This window comes from Ruegeria sp. HKCCD7181 (assembly GCF_057221055.1).
The window spans coordinates 179,807-201,553 of sequence record NZ_JBWVBC010000007.1; the positions used below are offsets into that span (position 1 = coordinate 179,807).

The window sequence follows — 21,747 nt, forward strand, 5'->3', positions numbered from 1 at the left end:
ATGAAACATGTAAAAATCTCCGACGTGACCGTCGGCAACGATCTTCCGCTGACTATCATCGCCGGCCCCTGCCAGCTTGAGACAGCCGACCATGCCCAGATGATTGCGGGCACTATGAAAGAGGCGTGCGAGGCTGCTGGCGCGCAATACGTATTCAAAGCTTCTTATGACAAAGCCAACCGGACCTCTTTGTCCGGCAAACGTGGCATGGGGATTGATGCGGGCCTCAAAGTGCTGGACGACATTCGGAAAACGATGGGAATCCCGGTGCTGACAGATGTCCACACAGAGGCGCAATGCGCTATCGCGGCCGAGGCCGTAGATGTATTGCAAATCCCCGCGTTTCTTTGCCGTCAGACCGATATGCTGCTGGCGGCGGGCAACACCGGCGCGGTCATCAACGTAAAAAAAGGTCAGTTTCTAGCCCCTTGGGAGATGCCCAACATCGTCTCCAAGATCGAAAGTACCGGCAATCAGAATATTCTGCTGACCGAACGCGGAACATCCTTTGGGTATAACACATTGGTTGCCGACATGCGGTCACTGCCGCAGATGGCCCAAACCGGCTACCCGGTGGTGATGGATGCAACCCATTCCGTGCAGCAGCCAGGTGGTCAGGGCGGCTCATCGGGCGGTCAGCGTGAATTCGCCCCAGTCATGGCGCGGGCGGCTGTAGCTGTTGGCGCAGGCGCAGTTTTCATGGAAACCCATCAGGACCCGGACAATGCACCGTGTGACGGCCCGAATATGATCTACCTGGATCAAATGCCAAAACTTGTTGACACATTGATGCGCTTAGATGCGTTAGCCAAAGAAAATCCGATTAAGATTTAACGATTGAGAATAGTTATGATCAAACCCCTTCCCGAGGTGACCCCAAACACCTGGAGCTTTCTGCGCGACCCGATGATCAAGCCCACTGGCTTTCGCGAATATGACGCGCGCTGGAAATACCCGGATGAGATCAATCTACCCGGCATGACAGCCCTTGGTCTAGGTCTGGGTACCCAGATGCACAAACGTGGCATCGCGCCGGTGATCGCAGTGGGCAACGATTATCGTGACTATTCCGTGTCGATCAAGAACGCCCTCATCGTGGGGCTGATGCAGGCGGGAATTCAAGTAAAGGACATTGGGCCAGCGCTCAGCCCGATGGCGTATTTTGCGCAGTTCCATCTGGACGTGCCCGCTGTGGCCATGGTGACCGCCAGCCACAACCCCAATGGCTGGACTGGTGTAAAGATGGGTTTTGACCGCCCACTCACGCACGGACCGAACGAAATGGCCGAATTGCGGGACATAGTGCTCAGTGGCGCAGGCGTCGCGCGCGATGGCGGCTCTTATGAATTCGTTGACGGCGTTAAAGAAGCATATCTTGACGATCTGGTGGGTGACTTCAAAATGTCCCGCCCGCTGAAGGTGGTTTGTGCCACCGGTAACGGCACCGCATCGGCTTTCGCCCCCGAATTATTTGAACGTATGGGCGTCGAAGTCGTGCCCAGCCATAATGAGCTGGATTACACGTTCCCCAACTACAACCCCAACCCCGAAGCCATGGAAATGCTGCATGACATGGCGGGCTCAGTGAAATCCAGCGGCGCCGATCTGGCGCTTGGGTTTGACGGGGATGGCGACCGCTGCGGCGTCGTAGATGACGAAGGCGAAGAGATCTTTGCCGACAAGGTGGGTGTCATCATGGCCCGCGATCTTGCCAAGCTGTATCCCGGTTCAACCTTTGTCGCGGATGTGAAATCCACTGGCCTTTTCGCCAGCGATCCCGAGTTGCAAGCGTTAGGTGTGAAAGCGGATTACTGGAAGACGGGTCACAGCCACATGAAGCGCCGCGTCAAGGAAATCGGCGCGCTGGCCGGGTTCGAAAAGTCTGGGCACTACTTTCTGGCCGAACCTATCGGGCGTGGCTACGACTGTGGAATGCGCGTGGCCGTCGAAATCTGCAAGCTGATGGATCGCAACCCTGATCAAAGCATGTCAGACCTGCGCAAAGCGCTGCCCAAAACGTGGTCGACGCCGACCATGTCTCCTTACGCTGCCGACACCGAGAAATACGACATTCTGCAACGTTTGGTAGACAAGCTGGTTGCCAAGGGCGAGGCCGGTGACAGTTTTGCAGGTCGTGCGATCAAAGAGGTCGTCACGGTAAATGGTGCACGCGTCATTCTGGATAATGGTAGCTGGGGTCTGGTGCGGGCATCTTCGAACACGCCAAATCTTGTTGTAGTCTGCGAAAGCAGTGACAGCGAAGACGAGATGCGTGCGATCTTCGGCGAAATCGACGCCGTTATCCGCACCGAACCCGGTGTGGGCGACTACGATCAAACCATCTGAACGCAGATCAAGGGGCGGGGCAGAATAGCTGACGCCCCGCTCAGTCGCCGCCCAGCAGCTTTAGCAGGCTTTTCTTAGCTTCGTCTTCAAGCTTGTTTTTGATGGCGTCTTCAATCTGTTCGCTGTCGGTGATGCTGGTGTTCAACTCATCACCCACTTTGTCCAAGACCTTTTGTTTGGCGTCATCCTCAAGCCCTTTGATCTTACCCTCAGCGGCAGCTTCTATGACCTTGGAAAGGTCGGGCTTGATCGAAGGGTTGCTCCACGGTCCCTGAATGCGAACGGGAACGGAAATCCCCTGTCCGGAATTAGCCCGCAAAGCGACCGGTGTGAACAAATAGTCGATATCGCGCGCACCCAACCCGACACGCCCTGCCCCGTCAGCGCGGAAGTTATCCAACTGCATCAGCAAGTCGTTATTGGTCAGGTTGCCACCCTCCATCTTGAAACTGGCAGTAAGACTGTTGAACACTGTCGTTCCGCCTTTCCCCTTGCCACGCCCCATCAGCCGGTCGAGATCAAAGCCCGAGATGACGCCGCTGCCGACATTGACGTTTCCCTTACCGCTGAGCGAGCGCATGATCTGATCTTCGGTCTGGCCGACCCCAAGAAACTCCAGTGCGCCTGACCCAGTTCCCGACAGTCGCTCGATTCCACCCAAGGCACTCAGCGCCTGCTGAATGTCGATGCCATCAGCCTTCAGATTTCCGCCAACTGACAACCCGCGCCTGTTGTTCGCGACAACCTGCCCGTTCAATTTCCCGGAAAACAGCGTCGCCGGATGCATTTTCAAAACTGCACGCGAACGGTCGAGGCTGAGGGTCAGGTCGCTCTGACCAATCGTCAGGTCAGGCAAGGCGATCGAACTGGCCTGCAGCCTGATTGTGCCGTTTGCCAAAGCAAGTGCGGAAGCGTCTATTGGCGTTTTTGACCACCCTTGCGCCGCAGCAGAGCTTTCTGATCCACCGCCCCCAGTGCCACCCGCGAGCGACTTTGTCAGGTCCAGATCACCGGCGTTCAGCCGCGCCGTGATCTGGGGCGGATCGGCGATTACAATATCCGCCTCGCCGGTCAACCTGTTATTGTCCAGTTTCGCCGTCATGTTCCGCAACGAAATTTGGCCGTCACTGGTGTATGTCATCTGAGCATTCACTTCGGCGACCCGGCCCAATCCCATTGGAACGGTGACACCACTCTGACCGAAAGCCGCCAACATCGCATGTGTATTCGTGGATTTAACCGTCGTCGTTCCGTCCATTTCACCGGTCAGATTCACGCGCCCGGAAAAGCCGAATTCGCCCCCCGGTGCTGTCATGCTTAACTCCAGCGGAGTGACGCTGCCACTCGCAAAAGTTGGGAGATCCGGTATTTTCAGATCCACCTGTACAGTGCCGCCCGGCACAGGCATACTGGCCTCCATTTCCATCGGGGCAGAGACATCTGGCCAGCGCGCGGCCAGATCAACATTCGCGAAGTCCATACTTGTTTGGCCATTTTCGACATAGATCAGGCGCGCACCTGTCAACTCCAAACGATCCAAGGTGACTGCGCTGGATGCCTCTGGTGCACCGCGGCCGGTTGCCGAGCCGGTGTTCGTGGCGGGGGCGCTCAGTTCCCAATTGCCGCGACCGTCGCTTAGTTCCAGGCGCAGAACCGGGTTGTCGGCCACAACGCGCTTGATCTTCAGGTCTCCGGCCAGCAAGGCCGAAGCGTCGACGCCAACCGCAAGGCTCTCTGCGCTCAGCATCGGTTCGGGTCCGGCCCAATGCGCATTTCCAAAAGTCACTGGCCCGGTTTCCATGCCCAGAACTGGCCAGAATGACAGGCTGACGTCACCGGACAAGGTCAGATCTCGACCTGTCTGCGCTTTGACCTGCTCGGCCAGGATGGCACCCAGCTTGTCGCCGGGCATCAAAAGCAAGGCCCCCACAACCAGTCCAAAGACTGCAACCAGAATGAATAGGATTCGTATCAGCCACTTCATATTTCGCCACCTGCCTTTTCGGCTTATCTGCTCTGGTGCAAGTCAGCCCTGCGCGGGCAACATTTGCAAGGGGAAGCGTTCCCCACTATATGCCGCGACATGAGTTCGAACCCGCCAAACCTCCGCCCCGACCTGGCGCCTGCCGCCCGGATCTCAGATGCGCCCAGACAAGGCCAACCGACCCTTGGAATGGTGTCGCTTGGCTGCCCCAAGGCCCTGGTAGACAGCGAGCGCATTCTAACGCGCCTGCGTGCCGAAGGGTACGGTATCTCGCCCGATTATGCGGGGGCCGATGCCGTGATCGTGAATACCTGCGGATTTTTGGACAGCGCCAAAGCCGAATCGTTGGACGCCATTGGCGAGGCACTCGTCGAGAATGGCAAAGTCATCGTGACCGGGTGCCTGGGGGCAGAGCCTGACTATATCCGCGAGCATCACCCCCGTATTCTCGCTGTTACTGGCCCACATCAGTATGAACAGGTGCTGGATGCCGTGCACTCTGCCGTGCCCCCAGACCCGAATCCATATGTGGACCTGCTGCCCGCTTCGGGTGTAAAGCTGACACCGCGCCACTACAGCTATCTAAAGATATCAGAAGGCTGTAACCACAAGTGCAAGTTCTGCATCATCCCCGATATGCGCGGCAAGCTAGCCAGTCGCCCAGCCCACGCTGTGCTGCGCGAGGCAGAAAAACTGGTCGACAATGGCGTGCGAGAGTTGCTCGTGATTTCTCAGGATACCTCGGCCTATGGGTTGGATCGGAAATACGATTCGAACCCATGGAAGGATCGGGAGGTCCGCAGCCACATCACCGATCTTGCCCGCGAGTTGGGGCAGTTCGAAGCCTGGGTACGATTGCATTACGTCTACCCCTACCCGCATGTGCGTGAGCTGATCCCGCTAATGGCCGATGCTGGATGCAATGTGCTTCCCTATCTTGATATTCCCTTCCAGCACGCCCATCCAGACGTACTGAAACGCATGGCGCGCCCTGCGGCGGCAGCCAAAACCCTGGACGAGATCACAGCATGGCGGTCCGTGTGCCCGGACATCACGCTGAGGTCGACCTTCATCGTTGGTTATCCCGGTGAAACCGAGGCTGAGTTTCAGACACTACTCGATTGGATGGACGAAGCGAAACTGGATCGCGTCGGTTGCTTTCAGTACGAAAATGTCGACGGAGCGAGATCGAACGATCTGCCCGATCATGTCCCTGCCGAGGTCAAACAAGACCGGTGGAACCGCTTTATGGAAAAGGCGCAGTCTATCTCTGAGGCCAAGTTGGCGGCAAAGGTCGGCAAGACTTTGGAAGTCATCGTTGACGACGTCGATGAAGAGGCCGCAATTTGCCGAACCAAAGCGGACGCGCCCGAGATTGATGGCAACCTGTTCATAGATGAAGGGTTTGAGAGGTTGAAACGCGGTGACATCGTGACGGTCGAGGTTGACGAGGCCGGCGAATATGACCTGTGGGGAAAATTGTCTGAGAAGGTCTAAGAGTTAGCGGCGAGTGTTCATGTAAGCGCAAGCAACGCTACAACCCAGGCGACCCCGGCAGCAACCGCCGTCAAGGCAACCGCGGCGCTGGCGGCGTCCTTGGCTTGGCCGGCCAACTTATGGTGATCCGTCGAGGTGTGGTCCACCGCGCGTTCAATGGCTGTATTGAACAGCTCGGCCACAAGTACCAGAAGTCCCAACACCAGAATCAGTGCACGCATACTGCCTGAAATTGGCAGCAACAGGGCTAATACTGCCGAAATCAAGTTCGCCCAGACCCAGACACGAAACGAGTATTCTTCGCGAAACGTTGCAACCAGCCCCTGCCAGCTCCACTTGGTACGGTCAATCAGCCGAACAAAGAAGTTTTTCAACGGAATCCCCCGAATACCAATAGCGGACATAAGACAACAAAAAACCGCCCCGGGGGCGGTCTGTCAAAGTATGTTTGCAGACGGCCCGCAATTGGGCCGCCTGCGAAACGATTATTGTGTGACCGGGTTACATACGGTCTGGCCAGCTTCCGTCGTGGCCAGTTGATAGCCGGCCGAGCAGCTTGGCGTGCCGTATTTGTCATAGTCGGGCTGAACGTAAACAGGGGTCGGTTCTTCCTGCTGCGAGCAGGCGGCCAATACAACGGCCGTGGCGCAAATAGCAGCGAATTTCAGCTTCATGTCCTTCAATCCTCTATTACTTTTCTGATATTGCCCAACTTTTCGGGGCCGAGATCAGAATACGGCCAAGACAGCACTCTGGCAACTAAGTTAATCACAACCTTGTGATTAAAGGCAAAACCACGCCTGCAGGGGGTCTTCGGATGCACGCTGTTCATTTTGAGAAATTATCCTAATCCTAGGGGCTGATACCAGCCAATGACGGAGCAGCCACATGTCAGACGCCCCGATCATCGCCCAGAAATCCCCGTTTCCCGTCGAGGTGATTGAGGGCAAAAGCTATTTCTGGTGCGCTTGCGGAAAATCACAAAAACAGCCGTTTTGCGATGGATCACATAAAGACACGGGCTTGGAGCCCGTGAAATTCAAGGCAGAGGAAAGCAAGAAAGCTTTCTTCTGCGGTTGCAAGCAAACCGCGACCCAACCGCTGTGTGGCGGTAGTCATACGCGCCCCTGACAGATTTCAGATCAAATCGTTCAGAGTTTCCGCATTTACGCAAAATTCAGGCGCGATCCGGGCGCGGGCCTGTTGTGCCGCCAGCCAAAACTGACAGTTTTCACTGCAGTCCGCAGCGCGGCATCGGGTAATCATCTCGGCATAATCGTGGGATGACAGCTTTCCTTCTGCCATGGCCTCGCTTAGCGAAATACCCATACAGCGAGCGACCGAGCGAGTCAGCCAAAAGTGTTTTTCGATATCACCCAGCGAATTCTGTGGCATCAGCTTACCTGCGGCGTTCTGGTTTTCAGCGCAGCAAACCGGGATTGATTAAGGCAGCTGCACGGCACATCCTGGACGGTGTCGTTTTCATCCAGCCAGTCCGGGCAGGCGCTGGCCCACTCACACCCTCGACAATGCTGAACCATCTCGGCCCACTCCTTCTGACTTAAGTGGCCGTTGCGGTGTGCGGCTACGATGTCAGTTCCGGTGGCCTGTCCCATTCGCAGCACCAGACGAAGATGGGTCATGATTTCTCCGAGTTGCGGCATGGTGGCCCCTTTCCGTTATGGCGCAAGCCGGTCCAACAAATCCCGGTTACGGCAGTACTCCGGCGCTTCGGGATTGGCGTGCATCTGCGCCAGAAAAGCCTCGCAATGACCTGGATTCGGACAATCGGTACACCGCAGAACAGCTTCCGAGATGTCATCCACTCGCAGCGCGCCACCAATGGCGGCTTCTTCCAGATCCACGCCCAGTTTTGTGGCCATCTGATCCACCAGACCAGCGTGGTGTCGCAAAGTTTCGCGGCGGGGCATGCGGTTTCCTTTCCGTTTCGCGTCTGCGTAAACGGTACTGCATCAAGTGACTCGTGCCTTTGACTCAGGTCAATGCTCTGATTCGAGGTGATCCAGGTAGGTTCGAGTGGCGTCCTGCACACGCCGAAAGCGATCTCCGCCCAATTTCTTTCCGCCATACCAACGGGTCACCACAATGACGTGATCCTCAAGCCCGGCACGCTGCATCATCCGTAGTATGACCATCCCGGCACCGGATTCGCCATCATCCGCCTTGAGCGCACCCGTCGGTAATATGGCCGCCCAGGTGTTGTGCGTGGCTTTGGCATAAGCCTTGTCGGATTTCAGCTGCGCCAGTACCGCGTCCACATCCTGGCGGCAGAAAACGGGTGCACCCGTCACCGCGTATTTTGACCCTCGATCACTTAGGATCACACCCAAACAGGTCATGCGGGTCATTGGATTAGTCCCAGCTGTTTCGCCGATTCCAGAACCACTTCTACCCGTTGGGCATTAGGGGGGTGTGTGGCCAGAAATCGATCACCCGGGTCCGGAATTCTACGAAAGAAGTTCATACCAATCAGCGGATTATATCCGGACGAAAAGGTGATAACCGTTCCTAGCTGGTCGGCTTCGAGTTCAAAATCCTTGGAATAGCTCTGCACCCCAACTTCGGCACCCAATTCTTGCGCCCGTTCTATACCAGCGTCATCTTCGCCATAGGTCCGGGCGAGGTCCCCAAAGATGCGCGCGCCTTCCTTGGCATTTTCAGCCTGGCGGTCAATATGACCCAGGATATGATGCGCGGCTTCATGTCCCATAACAAAAGCCAACTCATCCGAGTTGTGCGCTGAGCGGATCATGGACTGCGAAAAGATGATGACGGGGCGCCCGTCCGCATCCAGCGTCTGAAAGGCGTTGGCAGGTGCACGCGGATTAAGATCGACCAATATCCCGATATCACAATTGACCGCGCGGGTGTAGCGCCGACATTCGGTCCGGGCAGCGTCCGCAACCTTGTGGCTGACTTCGGCGAAATTTCGAGCAGTGATCTGTAAGTCGGGTGAGCTGGGCTGCCAGTCTTTGGCCGGCACGGCCTTGATCGAGGGAAACCCACACGCCGCCAAGGACAGAACCAGCATCAGGGCAAGGCGGTGCATTCGATTTCCTTCCAGTCACTCCTGCCGGCAGGCAAGCATAACGCGGCAATTCCAGCTCGGCCACCATCGAATTGGTTCAACACGGGTTGCAATAGCCGGTATGGCCTTGCACTGTGCGATCATGTTTTCGATTGAGCATGAATTCGACTCGACAGTTATAACTCTGGTTGACGAAGGCCCCAAGCCTTTGCAAGAGGACGTCGTCATCAACAGCTTTGCAGAATGTGTAACGCTGGAACAGCTGGACCCACGCACAGATAAGATCCAAAAGATCACGCTATCACCAGAACAGGTACGCGACCTGGCCGCGGCACTGGATTTGCCCGAAGGTGTTTATCAGGTTCGCGAAACTGGTCGTGGCTAGAAAGCCCATGCCAGAACCCATTATACGACCGCATTAGCATGTGACCGATAGGGCGAGCGGAGATTTGGTGCACAGGCCAAATGTCGGTCATTTATTAGGTCATACACGCGCTTCCTTACGTTTTCCGATTGAAAATCTCACCGCGATCCCATCAGTTTGCCCTTGAAATGGAGCCCCGTACGACCGAGATACAAGCGGGTCATGTAAAGAAAGTTAACATATGTCGCTGAAGTCCCCCGCCGCGCTTGAATTTCTGCAGACTCGCCGATCCCGCCCGGCTAAGACGCTGGTGGCCCCAGCCCCGACACGGGACGAGCTTTTGCCGTTGCTGACAGCGGCTGCACGCAACCCCGATCACGGCAAGTTGGAGCCTTGGAGGTTTATTGTTCTCGAAAAGGACGCGATGCCGCGCTTGGCCGAGCTGACGGAAACGCGCGGTGCTATCTTGGGAAAAAGTCCAGAGGATATTGCCAAGGCACGCAACCAATTCGACATGGGTCAATTGGCAGTGGCGGTGATCGAAGTTCAGAAACCTTCGGACAAAGTTCCGGCGATCGAACAGACATATTCTGCAGGCGCCGTTTGCCTGGGACTGCTCAACGCTGCGCTGGCTGCCGGGTGGGGCGCGAACTGGTTGTCCGGCTGGCAGTCGCACGACAGAGGGTTCTGTGAACAGGCGTTTGGGCTGGCCGAGAATGAGCGAGTCGCCGGGCTGATCCACATCGCCACGGAAGGCGTCTCTCCACCCGAACGCCCTCGGCCTGATGTCGCGGCTATGACCAGTTGGCTTTCGGAATGATCATCCTGAATGCCTTCTTTGCCGCACTGGGACAGATTGGTGACCCCAAATTCAGGGGCGTCCTTTGGCGCGGCATCGGCCTCACGATCCTTCTGTTGATTGTTGCCTGCGCCGGCGCAATCTGGCTGATAAACACGCTGTCCGGAAATGAGATTTCATTGCCCATTATCGGTGCGGTGCCCTGGCTGAACGATGTGCTGAATTACTCGGGCATCATTTTGGTCTTGGTCCTGCCGATGTTCCTGATGGTTCCGGTTGCATCGGCCATCACATCCATGTTTTTGGAAGAAGTCGCGCAAGCCGTCGAAGACAAGCACTTTCCAAGTCTTCCGAAGGTTCCCGGTATTCCGTTTGGCGATGCTCTTTGGGATACCATGACTTTTCTCGGTGTGTTGATCGGGGCAAACTTGCTGGCGCTGATCCTCTACGCGATATTCACGCCGCTTGCGCCCTTCATTTTTTGGGCCATGAACGGTTTTTTGTTGGGGCGAGAGTACTTCACCCTTGCCGCGATGCGGAGGATAGGACGTGAAGGCGCACGCAAATTGCGGGCCAAACACTCGGCAACAATCTGGCTGGCCGGAACCTTGATGGCCATCCCGCTGTCAGTACCATTGGTCAACCTCGTGATCCCGATCATCGGAGCGGCAACCTTCACGCATATTTACCACGGGTTGTCGGAAGCCAAACCCTGACGCCTATTCACGTGGCTCCAACTGGTTGAGCCAATCGAAATCCCGCACGGAGATTACGCCAGACAGGATAATACCTGCGATGATCGCCCACAGGACCACAGAAATACCAGTAGTGATCCACATCTTTTTCTTCAAATGATGGACTTCGGGCGCACCCGCATGGGTGCCTGGTACGATGTCGCCCAGATCCCCTTGTGTCTTGATCCGCACCGGCAGGACAACCAGCAAGGTCAGGAACCAGATGACGGCGAACAGTACCAGCGCGGCCGTGATTGTCATGGGGTAGCCTCAGACCTGTTCCAGTTCGACCAGACAGCCATTGAAATCCTTGGGGTGCAAGAAAAGAACGGGCTTGCCATGCGCGCCGATCTTAGGCTCACCCGAACCCAGAACCCGTGCGCCAGTTTCTTTCAGGTGGTCGCGCGCGGCGATGATATCTTCGACCTCGTAACAGACATGATGGATTCCGCCCGAAGGGTTCTTTTCGAGAAAGCCATTGATCGGACTGTCCTCGCCCAACGGGTACAGCAGTTCGATCTTGGTATTCGGCAATTCGATGAACACGACCGTAACACCGTGATCGGGTTCGTCCTGTGGTGCACCGACCTTGGCGCCCAGCGCGTTTCGGTATTGCGCCGTCGCGGCCTCGAGGTCTGGAACTGCAATGGCGACGTGGTTCAGGCGGCCGATCATGGAACTCTCCTCGTTTCTGCGTTGCAGCGGTTATGGGGGTTGCCCAGCTAAAGGGCAAGTGCGCCAAAACGCGCGTTAACCCCGTATTAGCCAGAAGTTCCTAGCGTGAGACATCTGCTATTTAGGAGTTCTGCCATGGACGATTCGGGACCATTCGAAGCCCCCTCTGCCACAGCGTTGCGGCCGTTGCTGGGACAGACCATCCTTGTGGTCGAGGACAGCCGGTATGCCTGTGACGCCATCCGCTTGATGTGCCTGCACAGCGGCGCGCGTATTCGGCGGGCGGATTGTCTGAAATCGGCACGGCGGCATCTGCAGATTTACCGTCCGTCGATCATCATCGTGGATATGGGCCTGCCTGATGGCTCTGGCGCGGATCTGATCTCCGAACTGACGCACGCCGCCCCTCGGATCAGCGTTATTCTGGGTTTGTCAGGCGACGATGAGGCCGAAGAACTGGCGATGCGCGCAGGGGCGGATGGGTTCTTGGCCAAACCGCTGACCTCTTTGGCTTATTTCCAGACAGCAATTCTTGAACTGTTGCCTGCGGATCGGCGCCCGGGCGGGATGAGCGCTGTTAGGGATGACACCATCAGCCCTGATCCGCTGGCTTATCAGGACGACATGGCCCATATCGCGGATGTTCTGACCGGTCCGACTGATCATCGCACGCTGGATTACGCGGTACAGTTTCTGAGCAGTGTCGCGCGGGACGCTGACGACACCGTACTAGCGGAAGCGGCTCAAAAACTAGCTGCATCACGGGCACAGGGTGCTCCGGTCACCGCTCAGGCGGCACGGGTTGCCGGGCTGGTTCAAAACCGGCTGCAACGGCAGGAGGCAATATAAGTGGTGACGGCCTATTTCGTGACTGCCTCTCTCCTGTGTTATTGGGCATATCGTCATACCAGACGGACAGCACAGAGAATTCGCACCAAGCGTCAACGGCTAATCAGTCCGTTTAGGTAGCTTTCCAGACAAGCCCAACTGTGAAAACAGCCGCGCAAACAGATGTTTGGTGCCATATAAAGGGTGCAAGAAGGGTGATCCAAAAGCGATACCCTAAAACGAAAACCGCCCGCCTGAGGCGAGCGGTTGGGGTTAATCCTGCGGAATGATGCGGAGACCGAGTTCCATTAGCTGATCCGACGTCGGATCGGACGGAGCGTCCATCATCAGATCTTCGGCACGCTGGTTCATTGGGAACATCATGACTTCACGAATGTTGGCTTCGTCGGCCAACAGCATCACGATCCGGTCGATCCCGGCGGCACAACCGCCGTGTGGCGGGGCGCCATAGTGGAAAGCGTTGAACAACGCACCAAAACGGCTCTTGACCTCATCCGCGCCGTAGCCGGCCAGCTCAAAGGCCTTGAGCATGATCTCGGGCTTGTGGTTCCGGATCGCTCCCGAGACCAGTTCATAGCCGTTACAAGCCAGATCGTACTGATAGCCGCGCACGTCCAAGGGGTTACCCTGCAGAGCTTCCATACCACCTTGCGGCATCGAAAACGGGTTGTGTTCAAAGTCGATCGCACCGGATTCTTCATCCTGTTCGTAGATCGGGAAGTCCACGATCCAGGCAAAGGCAAAACGGTCTTTTTCTGTCAGGCCCAGTTCGTCCCCGATCACGTCGCGGGCTTTTCCAGCGACCTTTTCGAAGGCTTTTGGCTTGCCACCCAGGAAAAACGCCGCATCGCCGACACCCAGGCCCAGCTGCTGGCGGATCGCCTCAGTGCGCTCAGGACCGATGTTTTTGGCCAGCGGACCCGCGGCCTCCATCCCTTCGCCCTGATCGCGCCAGAAGATATAGCCCATACCCGGCAGACCTTCTTTCTGAGCAAAGGCATTCATGCGGTCGCAGAACTTGCGGCTACCGCCAGTTGGTGCCGGAATGGCGCGGATTTCGGTGCCTTCCTGCTCCAACAGCTTGGCGAAGATCGCAAAACCCGAGCCACGGAAATGCTCGGACACAACTTGCATCTTGATCGGGTTACGAAGGTCCGGCTTGTCGCTGCCGTACCAAAGCGCTGCGTCTTTGTACGAGATCTGCGGCCATTCCTGATCGACCTTGCGGCCACCGCCGAATTCCTCAAATACGCCGGTCAGAACAGGCTGGATCGTGTCGAAAACATCCTGCTGCTCAACGAACGACATCTCGAGGTCTAGCTGATAGAAATCAGTTGGCGAACGGTCTGCACGCGGGTCTTCGTCACGGAAGCAGGGCGCGATCTGGAAATACTTATCGAAGCCCGACACCATGATCAGCTGTTTGAACAGCTGTGGGGCCTGCGGCAGCGCGTAAAATTTGCCGGGATGCAGACGCGACGGCACGAGGAAGTCCCGTGCGCCTTCGGGCGAGGATGCAGTGATGATCGGCGTCTGATATTCGCGGAAGCCCTGATCCCACATGCGGCGACGCATCGAGGCGACGACGTCGGAGCGCAGGGTCATGTTCTGCTGCATCGCTTCGCGACGCAGGTCTAGATAGCGATAGCGCAGGCGAGTTTCTTCGGGGTACTCCTGATCGCCGAACACCATTAACGGCAACTCGTCGGCAGCGCCTAGAACTTCCAGCCCGCGCACGTAAACTTCGATCTCGCCGGTGGGCAGTTTCGGGTTCACCAGCTCAGCGTCGCGCGCTTTGACGGTGCCGTCGATGCGGATGCACCATTCGGAACGCACCTTCTCCAGCTCAGCAAATGCGGCACTGTCGCCGTCACACAGAACCTGAGTGACTCCGAAATGGTCGCGCAGGTCAATGAACAGCACGCCGCCGTGATCTCGTACCCGATGGACCCAGCCGGACAGGCGAACGGTTTCGCCAACGTTGGCGGCGGTCAGAGCGGCGCAGGTGTGGCTGCGATAGGCGTGCATGGAATATCCCTTCGGGCGCAGAATTCGTCGCGCCGATACACCCCGTCAGGCCCGGAAAGTCAAGGCAGGTCGCGCCGTCAAAACGGCCTTTGCACATTGCCTGAATAGAAATAGATGCCCAGACCGGCCGCGAAGATGATATTGCCTGCAATTGCGTGCAGCAGGACCGCGTAAAAAAACGACCCGCGCGCCCGGTAGGCCCAGGTGAACAGCAGCCCGCCTGCAAATGTCATGATGGTGACAATCCAGCTCCAATACATCAGATGCGCCAGCGAAAACAGCGCTGCATTCAACGGGTAAGCGGCCCAACCATCTGGCAGGATCGCGTGATATCGGCGGAAGAAAAGTGAGCGGAACAGCAGTTCTTGCGGCAGGGCGGATAGCAAAGGGTATCCGATCCAGATAAAGGCCAGCAATTCCGGGCGGTGCAACAGCAGGGCAAAGGCCGCATTCGGCCGCGCGATCAGAACCAGTGCCAAGCACAGTACCGCCATCGCGGTTGTGAACACCAGAACCTCGGGCCAGGACCAGTTGCGCCAGCCATAGCGCAACTCGGGCCACGAAAATCCCGGCGTGTCTTGCAGTAAGAGTATGCCCAACCCGGTAAAGGCAAACAGCGACGGGAACATCCAGTCTGGTGGGAAGAGCACGGCGATCAGGACCGGGACCGCGATATAGAACAGCCCGAATTCCAACCGGAGCCGTGGATGATTTGCAGGCGATTCCACCCATTCGCTTTGTTTACTCACCGTGTCACAAGCTCCGCCTGGATCAGCCCCCTCAGGGAATTGCCGAGGTGGATAGTTTGCGCATTCTCTAAATCGGCCAAGGTCAGCACAGCCTCGGTAACCCGCTTATTATCCAGCAGTTCTTCACGCAGAATGCCGGGCAGCAAGCCGCTGGACAGTGCAGGTGTCAGGCAGCGACCATCGGACATGGTCAGGAACAGGTTAGTGATGGTGCCTTCGCAAAGTTCGCCGCGCTCGTTGAGAAACAGCAATTCGTCCACGCCTTGGGTCAGAGATGCGCGCGCTGTGTCATACACCGCGCGGCGCGTTGTTTTGTGACGCAACCAGATATCCGACGCAGCAAGACGTTCGTTTGAAACGGTCAGCTTCCATCTCGCTGGGTTGGCCAATAGATCCCCGACCGTGATCTCAAATCCGCCTGCCGCATCCAAAGTCAGGCGACAGCGTAATGGAGCAACCCCAGCCACCGCATCCAGTGTTTCAACCGCTGCATTGGTGTCAAACGGAATACAGAATGCCGCAGCCGAGCGGGCCATGCGCTCCAAATGACGGTCCCGTCGAACAAATCCCTGCTTCGGCCTGAAGGCCATAGTCTCGATCAGGCGGAAATCAGGTTCAACTGGCGGGCGAAGCGGGATTTCCATAACGCCTCCTCATATTCCGATGGGGCGGTGCTATCCCAGACAAGACCGCCGCCTACATTCAGGATCGCGGTTCCTTCGTCGACCATCAAGGTCCGAATAGCCACGTTGAACTCGGATCGCCCGTCTGGCGCGGCCCAGCCGATTGTGCCACAATAGATATCCCGGGGCCAGGGTTCCAGATCCGACAAGATTTCCATTGCGCGAATCTTGGGTGCACCTGTGATCGAACCGCACGGGAACAAAGCATTCAGGATATCCGACAGCCCTACCCCCAGATGCAACTGGGCCTGAACAAGTGAAACCATCTGGTGCACCGTCGCGTAGGTTTCGACCTTGAACAGTTCAGGCACCCGGACAGAACCCGCCAGCGCAACACGGCTGATGTCGTTGCGCAGCAGGTCGACGATCATCAGGTTTTCGGCCCGGTTCTTTTCGTCCGAGGACAGAAAAGCCCGACGCCGCGCATCTTCGGCCGGATCTTCGCTGCGGGGCTGCGTACCTTTCATGGGACGTGTTTCGATCCGTCCCTCGGCATCGGTACGGAAAAATAACTCCGGCGAGCGGCTGAGCAGATCAGGCAGGCCCTCCTGCTGCACAATGGCACCGTAACCTACAGGTTGCCCCGCTGTCAGCGAGGCATAGAGCGCTGCGCTGTCACCCGTAACTTTTAGGTCGATCGGAAAAGTCAGGTTGGCCTGATAGATGTCCCCTGCCCCGATGGCATCGTGAACGGATCGAAATGCCGGTGTGTATCGGGCTTCGTCCCATCGTGGTGTGAATTCAGTAATTTCACCCGTCGGCTTGGGCAGCCCCACTCGATCCGGCGAGTCGAAAACTCCGAAACACAACAACGGCAATCGACGCCCTTCGGGAAGTCGTTCCGCCAGTCGCGGCTCCAAAACATATCCCAGCTCGTAGGTTGCGTACCCGGCCAACCACGCACCTTTCGCGCGCGCCTCATCCAGCGCCGCCAAAGCTTGGGGCACATCCTCCGCCTTGTCCGCGCGGATCACATGAGACGGGTGCTCAAACTGGGTTCCTCGCCCGGCCGGCCCCTGATCGAAACGAATACGCAAGTGCATCCTCTTTTGCTGTGCGTCGCGATATAGAGAATACGGCAGTAAGGGAAAGGGGGGAAAGCGGCAATTTCGCCCCTGTTTCCGATCCCTCTTGCACCTTTTCGCGCGGTCCCTATAACGCAGGACAATTTGGGCGCTTGGGCGGTGCCCTGACTCGCGGACAATCAAAGGAATATGGCCATGCCGAGAAGAACCGACATCCAGTCGATCATGATCATCGGGGCGGGCCCCATTGTCATCGGGCAGGCCTGCGAGTTTGACTATTCCGGCGCTCAGGCTTGCAAAGCGCTGCGTGAGGAAGGCTACCGGGTTATTCTGGTGAACTCGAACCCCGCCACGATCATGACTGACCCCGGTCTGGCCGACGCTACATATATCGAACCGATCACGCCCGAAGTTGTCGCCAAGATCATCGAGAAAGAACGCCCTGACGCGCTGCTGCCCACCATGGGCGGACAGACCGGTCTGAATACCTCGCTGGCGCTGGAAGAGATGGGCGTGCTGGAAAAATTCGGCGTCGAGATGATCGGCGCCAAGCGCGACGCAATTGAAATGGCCGAAGACCGCGCCCTGTTCCGCGAGGCGATGGACCGGTTGGGTCTGGAGAACCCCAAGGCGACCATCGTAACCGCACCCAAGCGTGAAGACGGTTCCACCGATCTGGATGCTGGTGTGCAGATGGCCCTGGATGAGTTGGACGAAATCGGCCTGCCCGCTATTATCCGCCCCGCCTTTACCCTCGGCGGTACGGGCGGTGGAGTGGCCTATAACCGTGAGGATTATATCCATTTTTGCCGTTCGGGCATGGATGCCTCGCCGGTGAACCAGATCCTTGTCGATGAAAGCCTGCTGGGCTGGAAAGAATACGAGATGGAGGTTGTGCGCGACACTGCCGACAACGCCATCATCGTATGTTCGATTGAGAACGTCGATCCGATGGGCGTGCACACCGGTGACTCGATCACCGTGGCCCCTGCCCTGACCCTGACCGACAAAGAGTACCAGATCATGCGCAACGGCTCGATCGCTGTTCTGCGTGAGATCGGTGTTGAGACCGGCGGATCAAATGTGCAGTGGGCGATCAATCCCGACGATGGCCGGATGGTTGTGATCGAGATGAACCCCCGCGTGTCACGCTCATCCGCGCTGGCGTCGAAAGCAACGGGTTTCCCGATTGCCAAAATCGCGGCCAAACTGGCCATTGGCTACACGCTGGACGAGTTGGACAATGACATCACCAAGGTCACACCCGCATCGTTCGAGCCCACTATCGACTATGTCGTCACCAAGATCCCGAAATTCGCATTCGAGAAGTTCCCGGGCTCTGAACCCTACCTGACCACCGCGATGAAATCGGTGGGTGAGGCCATGTCTATCGGCCGCACCATCCACGAATCGATGCAAAAGGCACTTGCGTCGATGGAATCGGGCCTGACCGGCTTTGATGAAGTCCAAATTGAAGGCGTGGATATTGACGCAGTAATTCCCGAAAGCCTTGGCTTAGGCGAAAACGTCAGTGCTGGCAAAGACGTTTTCGCGTCTGGTAGACCACTGCTCGACGCGTCTGGCAAAGCTGCTGTTATTCGCGCGATCAGCCAACAAACTCCCGACCGTCTGCGCACTATCGCGCAAGCGATGCGTCATGGTCTGACCGATGACGAGATCTTTGGCGTCACCAAGTTTGATCCGTGGTTCTTGGCCCGCATCCGCGAGATTATCGATGCCGAGCGTCAAGTCCGCGAAGATGGCCTGCCGGTCACCGAAGAAGGTCTCCGCAAGCTCAAAATGCTGGGCTTCACCGACGCACGTCTGGGCAACCTGACCGGTCGTGACGAAGACAATGTCCGCCGCGCCCGTCGCAATCTCGGCGTCAATGCTGTGTTCAAACGCATCGACACTTGCGCCGCCGAGTTCGAAGCGCAAACGCCTTACATGTACTCGACCTACGAGGCCCCAATGATGGGCGACGTCGAATGCGAAGCGCGTCCATCCGACCGCAAGAAAGTGGTTATCCTCGGCGGTGGCCCGAACCGGATCGGTCAGGGTATCGAGTTCGACTATTGCTGCTGTCACGCCTGTTTCGCGCTGACCGAGGCGGGCTTTGAGACCATCATGGTCAACTGCAACCCCGAGACAGTCTCGACGGACTATGACACCTCGGATCGTCTGTATTTCGAGCCGCTGACCTTCGAACACGTGATGGAGATCCTGACGAAGGAACAGGAAAATGGCACTCTGCACGGTGTGATCGTTCAGTTCGGCGGTCAGACGCCGCTGAAACTGGCCAACGCGCTGGAGGCCGAAGGTATTCCGATCCTCGGCACCACTCCTGACGCAATTGACCTAGCAGAAGACCGTGAACGCTTCCAGGCGCTGGTCAACGAGCTGGACCTGAAGCAACCGAAGAACGGTATCGCCTCAACTGACGAACAAGCATTGGAAATCGCAGAAGAAATCGGCTTTCCGCTGGTAATTCGCCCCTCTTACGTACTGGGCGGCCGCGCGATGGAAATCGTGCGCGATATGGATCAGCTGAAGCGGTACATCAACGAAGCTGTGGTGGTCTCGGGTGACAGCCCGGTTTTGCTGGACAGCTATCTGGCAGGTGCGGTCGAACTGGACGTGGATGCGCTGTGCGATGGCACCGATGTGCATGTCGCGGGCATCATGCAGCACATCGAAGAGGCGGGCGTCCACTCGGGCGACTCGGCTTGTTCTCTGCCACCCTATTCGCTGTCGAAAGAGATCATCGGTCGGATCAAGGATCAAACTTTCAAACTGGCCAAGGCGCTGAACGTCGTCGGCTTGATGAATGTGCAGTTCGCGATCAAGGATGATGAAATCTACCTGATCGAAGTAAACCCGCGCGCCTCACGCACCGTGCCTTTCGTTGCTAAAGCCACCGACAGTGCGATTGCATCCATCGCAGCACGCGTGATGGCGGGTGAGAAACTCTCGAACTTCCCAATGCGTCCGCCCTATCAGGAAGGAAAAGACACCAAAATCGCCGATCAAATGACTTTGGCCGACCCGGACATGCCGTGGTTCTCGGTCAAAGAGGCGGTCATGCCCTTTGCCCGCTTCCCCGGTGTCGACACGATCCTCGGGCCCGAAATGCGTTCGACCGGTGAGGTCATGGGTTGGGACCGCGACTTCCCGCGCGCTTTCCTCAAGGCGCAAATGGGTGCGGGAATGGTATTGCCGCCATCGGGACGGGCCTTCATCTCAATCAAGGATGCCGACAAGGGCAAGGCGATGCTCGAGGCGGCACAGGTTCTGACCGCGCAGGGTTTTTCACTGGTCGCCACTCGCGGCACTCAAAGCTGGCTTGAAGAACAGGGCGTTACCTGTGACGTGGTTAACAAAGTTTACGAAGGCCGCCCGGATGTGGTCGACATGCTGAAAGATGGTCAGGTGCAACTGGTGATGAATACCACCGAAGGCGCGCAGGCTGTCGAAGACAGCAAGGCAATCCGGTCCATCGCTTTGTACGACAAGATTCCCTATTTCACGACCGCGGCCGGATCCAACGCCGCCGCGCTTGCGATCAAGGCGCAGGCCGAAGAAGACGTTGAAGTGAAGTCGCTGCAGGGTTGAGACCAAAGCCAAACCGAGAATTCACACTGCAAAGCCCCGGCAAACGACCGGGGCTTTTATTCGCGCCGAACTATCTGATCCGGTTCCCACGACGCGAAAAGCACGCATTACTACAGGATGTGTCACTGAATGTGACCCGATCGGGCCAATTCCCTAGGGTCAACATACCTTGATCAAACGCTGAAGTGACTGCATTTTGAGCAGATCAAAACATTCAGGACCCTTCATGTATACGCCCGCCATCACAGGTACCGGAGTTTTCACGCCGCAGAACGTCATCACGAATGCTGAGCTTGTTAAGGCGTTCAATGCCTATGCGGACCGCAAGAACTCCGAAAATGCCGAGGCCATCGCTGCCGGGCAGATGGATCCGATACAGCATTCCTCGGAGGATTTTATCTTCAAGGCTTCGGGTATCGAGAACCGGTATGTTATGAACAAAACCGGTGTGCTGGACCCCAAAATCATGCACCCATCGCTGCGCCAGCGCACCGATGATGAGCCGGGGATCATGACCGAGATGGCGACAGATGCTTGCCGCAAAGCACTGGCTCAAGCAGGGCGTGTTGCGGAAGACGTGGACCTGGTCATCTGCGCGGCCTCAAACCACGAACGCGCCTATCCCGCAATTGCGATAGAGATTCAACAAGCGTTGGGAATCAAAGGCTTTGGGTTTGATATGAACGTGGCATGTTCATCAGCCACGTTTGGCATTCAGGCGGCAGCAGACATGGTTAGGTCGGGCTCAGTTCGGGCGGCGCTTGTCGTGAACCCGGAAATCTGCTCGGGGCATCTGGAGTGGCGTGACCGTGATTGTCATTTCATCTTTGGAGATGTCGCCACTGCAACGCTGATCGAACGCATCGAAGATGCAACAGGCCCGCATTTCGAAATCGTTTCGACCCGCTGCGCAACAGAATTTTCCAACAACATCAGGAACAATAACGGTTTTCTACGTCGGTCGCGCCCGGACGGCGTAACTGATCGCCGTGATATGCAGTTCATGCAGAACGGCCGTAAGGTGTTCAAAGAAGTCCTACCTATGGTCAGCCGGCATATTGCCGACCATATGGCGGCAGAGGATCTGAGCAGCGGCGACCTGAAACGTCTTTGGTTGCACCAGGCCAACAAGACAATGAATGACTTCATTGGCAAAAAAGTTCTGGGACGCGAACCTGAAGAGGGCGAGCAACCCAACATCCTGCAGGACTACGCAAACACATCCTCAGCTGGTTCGATCATCGCGTTTTCGAAATACTCTGATGATCTACAGGACGGAGATGTCGGGCTGATCTGTTCGTTTGGCGCGGGCTATTCAGTTGGGTCAGTTGTCGTGAAAAAGCACACCTAACT

24 protein-coding genes are annotated in these 21,747 nt (G+C 57.1%); 10 read left to right on the forward strand and 14 right to left on the reverse strand.

What is annotated here, in order from left to right; genetic code table 11:
* On the forward strand, positions 1 to 834 hold the full coding sequence (gene kdsA / locus AC2TCY_RS15165; protein WP_480848585.1) for a 3-deoxy-8-phosphooctulonate synthase: 834 nt from the start codon (positions 1 to 3) through the stop codon (positions 832 to 834).
* Positions 835 to 849: 15 nt separating this feature from the next.
* On the forward strand, positions 850 to 2,346 hold the full coding sequence (locus AC2TCY_RS15170; RefSeq protein ID WP_480848586.1) for a phosphomannomutase/phosphoglucomutase: 1,497 nt from the start codon (positions 850 to 852) through the stop codon (positions 2,344 to 2,346).
* Between the two features lie 40 nt (positions 2,347 to 2,386).
* Here AC2TCY_RS15170 and AC2TCY_RS15175 read toward each other — a convergent pair whose 3' ends face one another.
* Entirely contained in the window at positions 2,387 to 4,330 is a 1,944-nt protein-coding gene (locus AC2TCY_RS15175) for an AsmA family protein (protein ID WP_480848588.1), read from the reverse strand.
* 99 nt (positions 4,331 to 4,429) lie between these two features.
* Between AC2TCY_RS15175 and rimO the strand changes: the two genes are divergently transcribed.
* Positions 4,430 to 5,827 carry a 30S ribosomal protein S12 methylthiotransferase RimO gene (gene rimO / locus AC2TCY_RS15180; RefSeq protein WP_480848589.1) on the forward strand — a complete coding sequence of 466 codons (1,398 nt, stop codon included), beginning with the start codon at positions 4,430 to 4,432 and terminating at the stop codon, positions 5,825 to 5,827.
* A 17-nt stretch (positions 5,828 to 5,844) separates the two neighbouring features.
* Here rimO and AC2TCY_RS15185 read toward each other — a convergent pair whose 3' ends face one another.
* Together AC2TCY_RS15185 and AC2TCY_RS15190 are read right to left on the reverse strand one after the other, a co-directional pair.
* Entirely contained in the window at positions 5,845 to 6,201 is a 357-nt protein-coding gene (locus tag AC2TCY_RS15185; RefSeq protein WP_480848590.1) for a diacylglycerol kinase, read from the reverse strand.
* A gap of 111 nt (positions 6,202 to 6,312) precedes the next feature.
* Positions 6,313 to 6,501 carry a hypothetical protein gene (locus tag AC2TCY_RS15190; protein WP_480848591.1) on the reverse strand — a complete coding sequence of 63 codons (189 nt, stop codon included), beginning with the start codon at positions 6,499 to 6,501 and terminating at the stop codon, positions 6,313 to 6,315.
* A 214-nt stretch (positions 6,502 to 6,715) separates the two neighbouring features.
* Here AC2TCY_RS15190 and AC2TCY_RS15195 point away from each other — a divergent pair, with 214 nt between their 5' ends.
* The gene (locus tag AC2TCY_RS15195) at positions 6,716 to 6,958 is read left to right on the forward strand and encodes a CDGSH iron-sulfur domain-containing protein (RefSeq protein ID WP_480848592.1); all 243 of its coding nucleotides are present in this window, start codon (positions 6,716 to 6,718) and stop codon (positions 6,956 to 6,958) included.
* Between the two features lie 6 nt (positions 6,959 to 6,964).
* On the opposite strand, the gene AC2TCY_RS15200 is transcribed toward AC2TCY_RS15195, so the two are convergent.
* The 5 genes from AC2TCY_RS15200 to AC2TCY_RS15220 form a co-directional block, all read right to left on the reverse strand.
* Positions 6,965 to 7,222, reverse strand: a complete 258-nt coding sequence (locus AC2TCY_RS15200) for a DUF6455 family protein (protein WP_480848594.1) — start codon at positions 7,220 to 7,222, stop codon at positions 6,965 to 6,967.
* Positions 7,222 to 7,491, reverse strand: a complete 270-nt coding sequence (locus tag AC2TCY_RS15205; protein ID WP_480848595.1) for a DUF6455 family protein — start codon at positions 7,489 to 7,491, stop codon at positions 7,222 to 7,224. The genes AC2TCY_RS15200 and AC2TCY_RS15205 overlap by 1 nt, the downstream gene beginning before the upstream one ends.
* Before the next feature lie 15 nt (positions 7,492 to 7,506).
* Positions 7,507 to 7,758: a DUF6455 family protein gene (locus AC2TCY_RS15210; RefSeq protein ID WP_480848597.1), complete on the reverse strand. Its 252-nt coding sequence runs from the start codon at positions 7,756 to 7,758 to the stop codon at positions 7,507 to 7,509.
* A gap of 69 nt (positions 7,759 to 7,827) precedes the next feature.
* Complete coding sequence (locus AC2TCY_RS15215) at positions 7,828 to 8,196, reverse strand: YigZ family protein (RefSeq protein WP_480848598.1); 369 nt, start codon at positions 8,194 to 8,196, stop codon at positions 7,828 to 7,830.
* Positions 8,193 to 8,897 carry a M48 family metalloprotease gene (locus AC2TCY_RS15220; protein ID WP_480848600.1) on the reverse strand — a complete coding sequence of 235 codons (705 nt, stop codon included), beginning with the start codon at positions 8,895 to 8,897 and terminating at the stop codon, positions 8,193 to 8,195. The genes AC2TCY_RS15215 and AC2TCY_RS15220 overlap by 4 nt, the downstream gene beginning before the upstream one ends.
* A 121-nt stretch (positions 8,898 to 9,018) precedes the next feature.
* Here AC2TCY_RS15220 and AC2TCY_RS15225 point away from each other — a divergent pair, with 121 nt between their 5' ends.
* From AC2TCY_RS15225 to AC2TCY_RS15235, 3 genes are all read left to right on the forward strand, one after another.
* On the forward strand, positions 9,019 to 9,261 hold the full coding sequence (locus AC2TCY_RS15225; protein WP_480848602.1) for a hypothetical protein: 243 nt from the start codon (positions 9,019 to 9,021) through the stop codon (positions 9,259 to 9,261).
* Positions 9,262 to 9,481: 220 nt separating this feature from the next.
* The gene (locus tag AC2TCY_RS15230; protein ID WP_480848603.1) at positions 9,482 to 10,060 is read left to right on the forward strand and encodes a nitroreductase family protein; all 579 of its coding nucleotides are present in this window, start codon (positions 9,482 to 9,484) and stop codon (positions 10,058 to 10,060) included.
* The gene (locus tag AC2TCY_RS15235) at positions 10,057 to 10,755 is read left to right on the forward strand and encodes an EI24 domain-containing protein (RefSeq protein ID WP_480848604.1); all 699 of its coding nucleotides are present in this window, start codon (positions 10,057 to 10,059) and stop codon (positions 10,753 to 10,755) included. Before AC2TCY_RS15230 ends, AC2TCY_RS15235 begins: the two co-directional genes overlap by 4 nt.
* Before the next feature lie 3 nt (positions 10,756 to 10,758).
* Here the strand turns inward: AC2TCY_RS15235 and AC2TCY_RS15240 are convergent, their stop codons facing one another.
* Together AC2TCY_RS15240 and mce are read right to left on the reverse strand one after the other, a co-directional pair.
* Positions 10,759 to 11,034: a DUF1467 family protein gene (locus AC2TCY_RS15240; RefSeq protein WP_480848606.1), complete on the reverse strand. Its 276-nt coding sequence runs from the start codon at positions 11,032 to 11,034 to the stop codon at positions 10,759 to 10,761.
* 9 nt (positions 11,035 to 11,043) lie between these two features.
* Positions 11,044 to 11,448 carry a methylmalonyl-CoA epimerase gene (gene mce, locus AC2TCY_RS15245; RefSeq protein ID WP_480848607.1) on the reverse strand — a complete coding sequence of 135 codons (405 nt, stop codon included), beginning with the start codon at positions 11,446 to 11,448 and terminating at the stop codon, positions 11,044 to 11,046.
* A gap of 135 nt (positions 11,449 to 11,583) precedes the next feature.
* On the opposite strand from mce, the gene AC2TCY_RS15250 reads away from it, so the two are divergent.
* Positions 11,584 to 12,297 carry a response regulator gene (locus tag AC2TCY_RS15250; protein WP_480848609.1) on the forward strand — a complete coding sequence of 238 codons (714 nt, stop codon included), beginning with the start codon at positions 11,584 to 11,586 and terminating at the stop codon, positions 12,295 to 12,297.
* 252 nt (positions 12,298 to 12,549) lie between these two features.
* On the opposite strand, the gene aspS is transcribed toward AC2TCY_RS15250, so the two are convergent.
* From aspS to AC2TCY_RS15270, 4 genes are all read right to left on the reverse strand, one after another.
* The gene (gene aspS, locus AC2TCY_RS15255) at positions 12,550 to 14,325 is read right to left on the reverse strand and encodes an aspartate--tRNA ligase (RefSeq protein ID WP_480848610.1); all 1,776 of its coding nucleotides are present in this window, start codon (positions 14,323 to 14,325) and stop codon (positions 12,550 to 12,552) included.
* A 77-nt stretch (positions 14,326 to 14,402) separates the two neighbouring features.
* Positions 14,403 to 15,074: a CPBP family intramembrane glutamic endopeptidase gene (locus AC2TCY_RS15260; RefSeq protein WP_480848611.1), complete on the reverse strand. Its 672-nt coding sequence runs from the start codon at positions 15,072 to 15,074 to the stop codon at positions 14,403 to 14,405.
* Complete coding sequence (locus AC2TCY_RS15265) at positions 15,071 to 15,718, reverse strand: aminotransferase class IV family protein (RefSeq protein ID WP_480848612.1); 648 nt, start codon at positions 15,716 to 15,718, stop codon at positions 15,071 to 15,073. The genes AC2TCY_RS15260 and AC2TCY_RS15265 overlap by 4 nt, the downstream gene beginning before the upstream one ends.
* Complete coding sequence (locus AC2TCY_RS15270) at positions 15,673 to 16,800, reverse strand: aminodeoxychorismate synthase component I (RefSeq protein WP_480848613.1); 1,128 nt, start codon at positions 16,798 to 16,800, stop codon at positions 15,673 to 15,675. Before AC2TCY_RS15270 ends, AC2TCY_RS15265 begins: the two co-directional genes overlap by 46 nt.
* 177 nt (positions 16,801 to 16,977) lie before the next feature.
* Here AC2TCY_RS15270 and carB point away from each other — a divergent pair, with 177 nt between their 5' ends.
* The gene (carB, locus tag AC2TCY_RS15275; protein ID WP_480848615.1) at positions 16,978 to 20,394 is read left to right on the forward strand and encodes a carbamoyl-phosphate synthase large subunit; all 3,417 of its coding nucleotides are present in this window, start codon (positions 16,978 to 16,980) and stop codon (positions 20,392 to 20,394) included.
* A gap of 226 nt (positions 20,395 to 20,620) precedes the next feature.
* A complete protein-coding gene (locus AC2TCY_RS15280) occupies positions 20,621 to 21,745 on the forward strand; it encodes a beta-ketoacyl-ACP synthase III (RefSeq protein WP_480848617.1) in 1,125 nt (374 codons plus the stop codon).
* The last annotated feature ends 2 nt before the right edge of the window (positions 21,746 to 21,747 follow it).

Bases quoted from the DNA above. Each gene is read 5' to 3' on its own strand.
- kdsA (WP_480848585.1), top strand. From the start codon at position 1: ATGAAACATGTAAAAATCTCCGACGTGACCGTCGGCAACGATCTTCCG.
- AC2TCY_RS15170 (WP_480848586.1), top strand. From the start codon at position 850: ATGATCAAACCCCTTCCCGAGGTGACCCCAAACACCTGGAGCTTTCTG.
- AC2TCY_RS15175 (WP_480848588.1), bottom strand. From the start codon at position 4,330: ATGAAGTGGCTGATACGAATCCTATTCATTCTGGTTGCAGTCTTTGGA.
- rimO (WP_480848589.1), top strand. From the start codon at position 4,430: ATGAGTTCGAACCCGCCAAACCTCCGCCCCGACCTGGCGCCTGCCGCC.
- AC2TCY_RS15190 (WP_480848591.1), bottom strand. From the start codon at position 6,501: ATGAAGCTGAAATTCGCTGCTATTTGCGCCACGGCCGTTGTATTGGCC.
- AC2TCY_RS15195 (WP_480848592.1), top strand. From the start codon at position 6,716: ATGTCAGACGCCCCGATCATCGCCCAGAAATCCCCGTTTCCCGTCGAG.
- AC2TCY_RS15200 (WP_480848594.1), bottom strand. From the start codon at position 7,222: ATGCCACAGAATTCGCTGGGTGATATCGAAAAACACTTTTGGCTGACT.
- AC2TCY_RS15205 (WP_480848595.1), bottom strand. From the start codon at position 7,491: ATGCCGCAACTCGGAGAAATCATGACCCATCTTCGTCTGGTGCTGCGA.
- AC2TCY_RS15210 (WP_480848597.1), bottom strand. From the start codon at position 7,758: ATGCCCCGCCGCGAAACTTTGCGACACCACGCTGGTCTGGTGGATCAG.
- AC2TCY_RS15215 (WP_480848598.1), bottom strand. From the start codon at position 8,196: ATGACCCGCATGACCTGTTTGGGTGTGATCCTAAGTGATCGAGGGTCA.
- AC2TCY_RS15220 (WP_480848600.1), bottom strand. From the start codon at position 8,897: ATGCACCGCCTTGCCCTGATGCTGGTTCTGTCCTTGGCGGCGTGTGGG.
- AC2TCY_RS15225 (WP_480848602.1), top strand. From the start codon at position 9,019: ATGTTTTCGATTGAGCATGAATTCGACTCGACAGTTATAACTCTGGTT.
- AC2TCY_RS15230 (WP_480848603.1), top strand. From the start codon at position 9,482: ATGTCGCTGAAGTCCCCCGCCGCGCTTGAATTTCTGCAGACTCGCCGA.
- AC2TCY_RS15235 (WP_480848604.1), top strand. From the start codon at position 10,057: ATGATCATCCTGAATGCCTTCTTTGCCGCACTGGGACAGATTGGTGAC.
- AC2TCY_RS15240 (WP_480848606.1), bottom strand. From the start codon at position 11,034: ATGACAATCACGGCCGCGCTGGTACTGTTCGCCGTCATCTGGTTCCTG.
- mce (WP_480848607.1), bottom strand. From the start codon at position 11,448: ATGATCGGCCGCCTGAACCACGTCGCCATTGCAGTTCCAGACCTCGAG.
- AC2TCY_RS15250 (WP_480848609.1), top strand. From the start codon at position 11,584: ATGGACGATTCGGGACCATTCGAAGCCCCCTCTGCCACAGCGTTGCGG.
- aspS (WP_480848610.1), bottom strand. From the start codon at position 14,325: ATGCACGCCTATCGCAGCCACACCTGCGCCGCTCTGACCGCCGCCAAC.
- AC2TCY_RS15265 (WP_480848612.1), bottom strand. From the start codon at position 15,718: ATGGAAATCCCGCTTCGCCCGCCAGTTGAACCTGATTTCCGCCTGATC.
- AC2TCY_RS15270 (WP_480848613.1), bottom strand. From the start codon at position 16,800: ATGCACTTGCGTATTCGTTTCGATCAGGGGCCGGCCGGGCGAGGAACC.
- carB (WP_480848615.1), top strand. From the start codon at position 16,978: ATGCCGAGAAGAACCGACATCCAGTCGATCATGATCATCGGGGCGGGC.
- AC2TCY_RS15280 (WP_480848617.1), top strand. From the start codon at position 20,621: ATGTATACGCCCGCCATCACAGGTACCGGAGTTTTCACGCCGCAGAAC.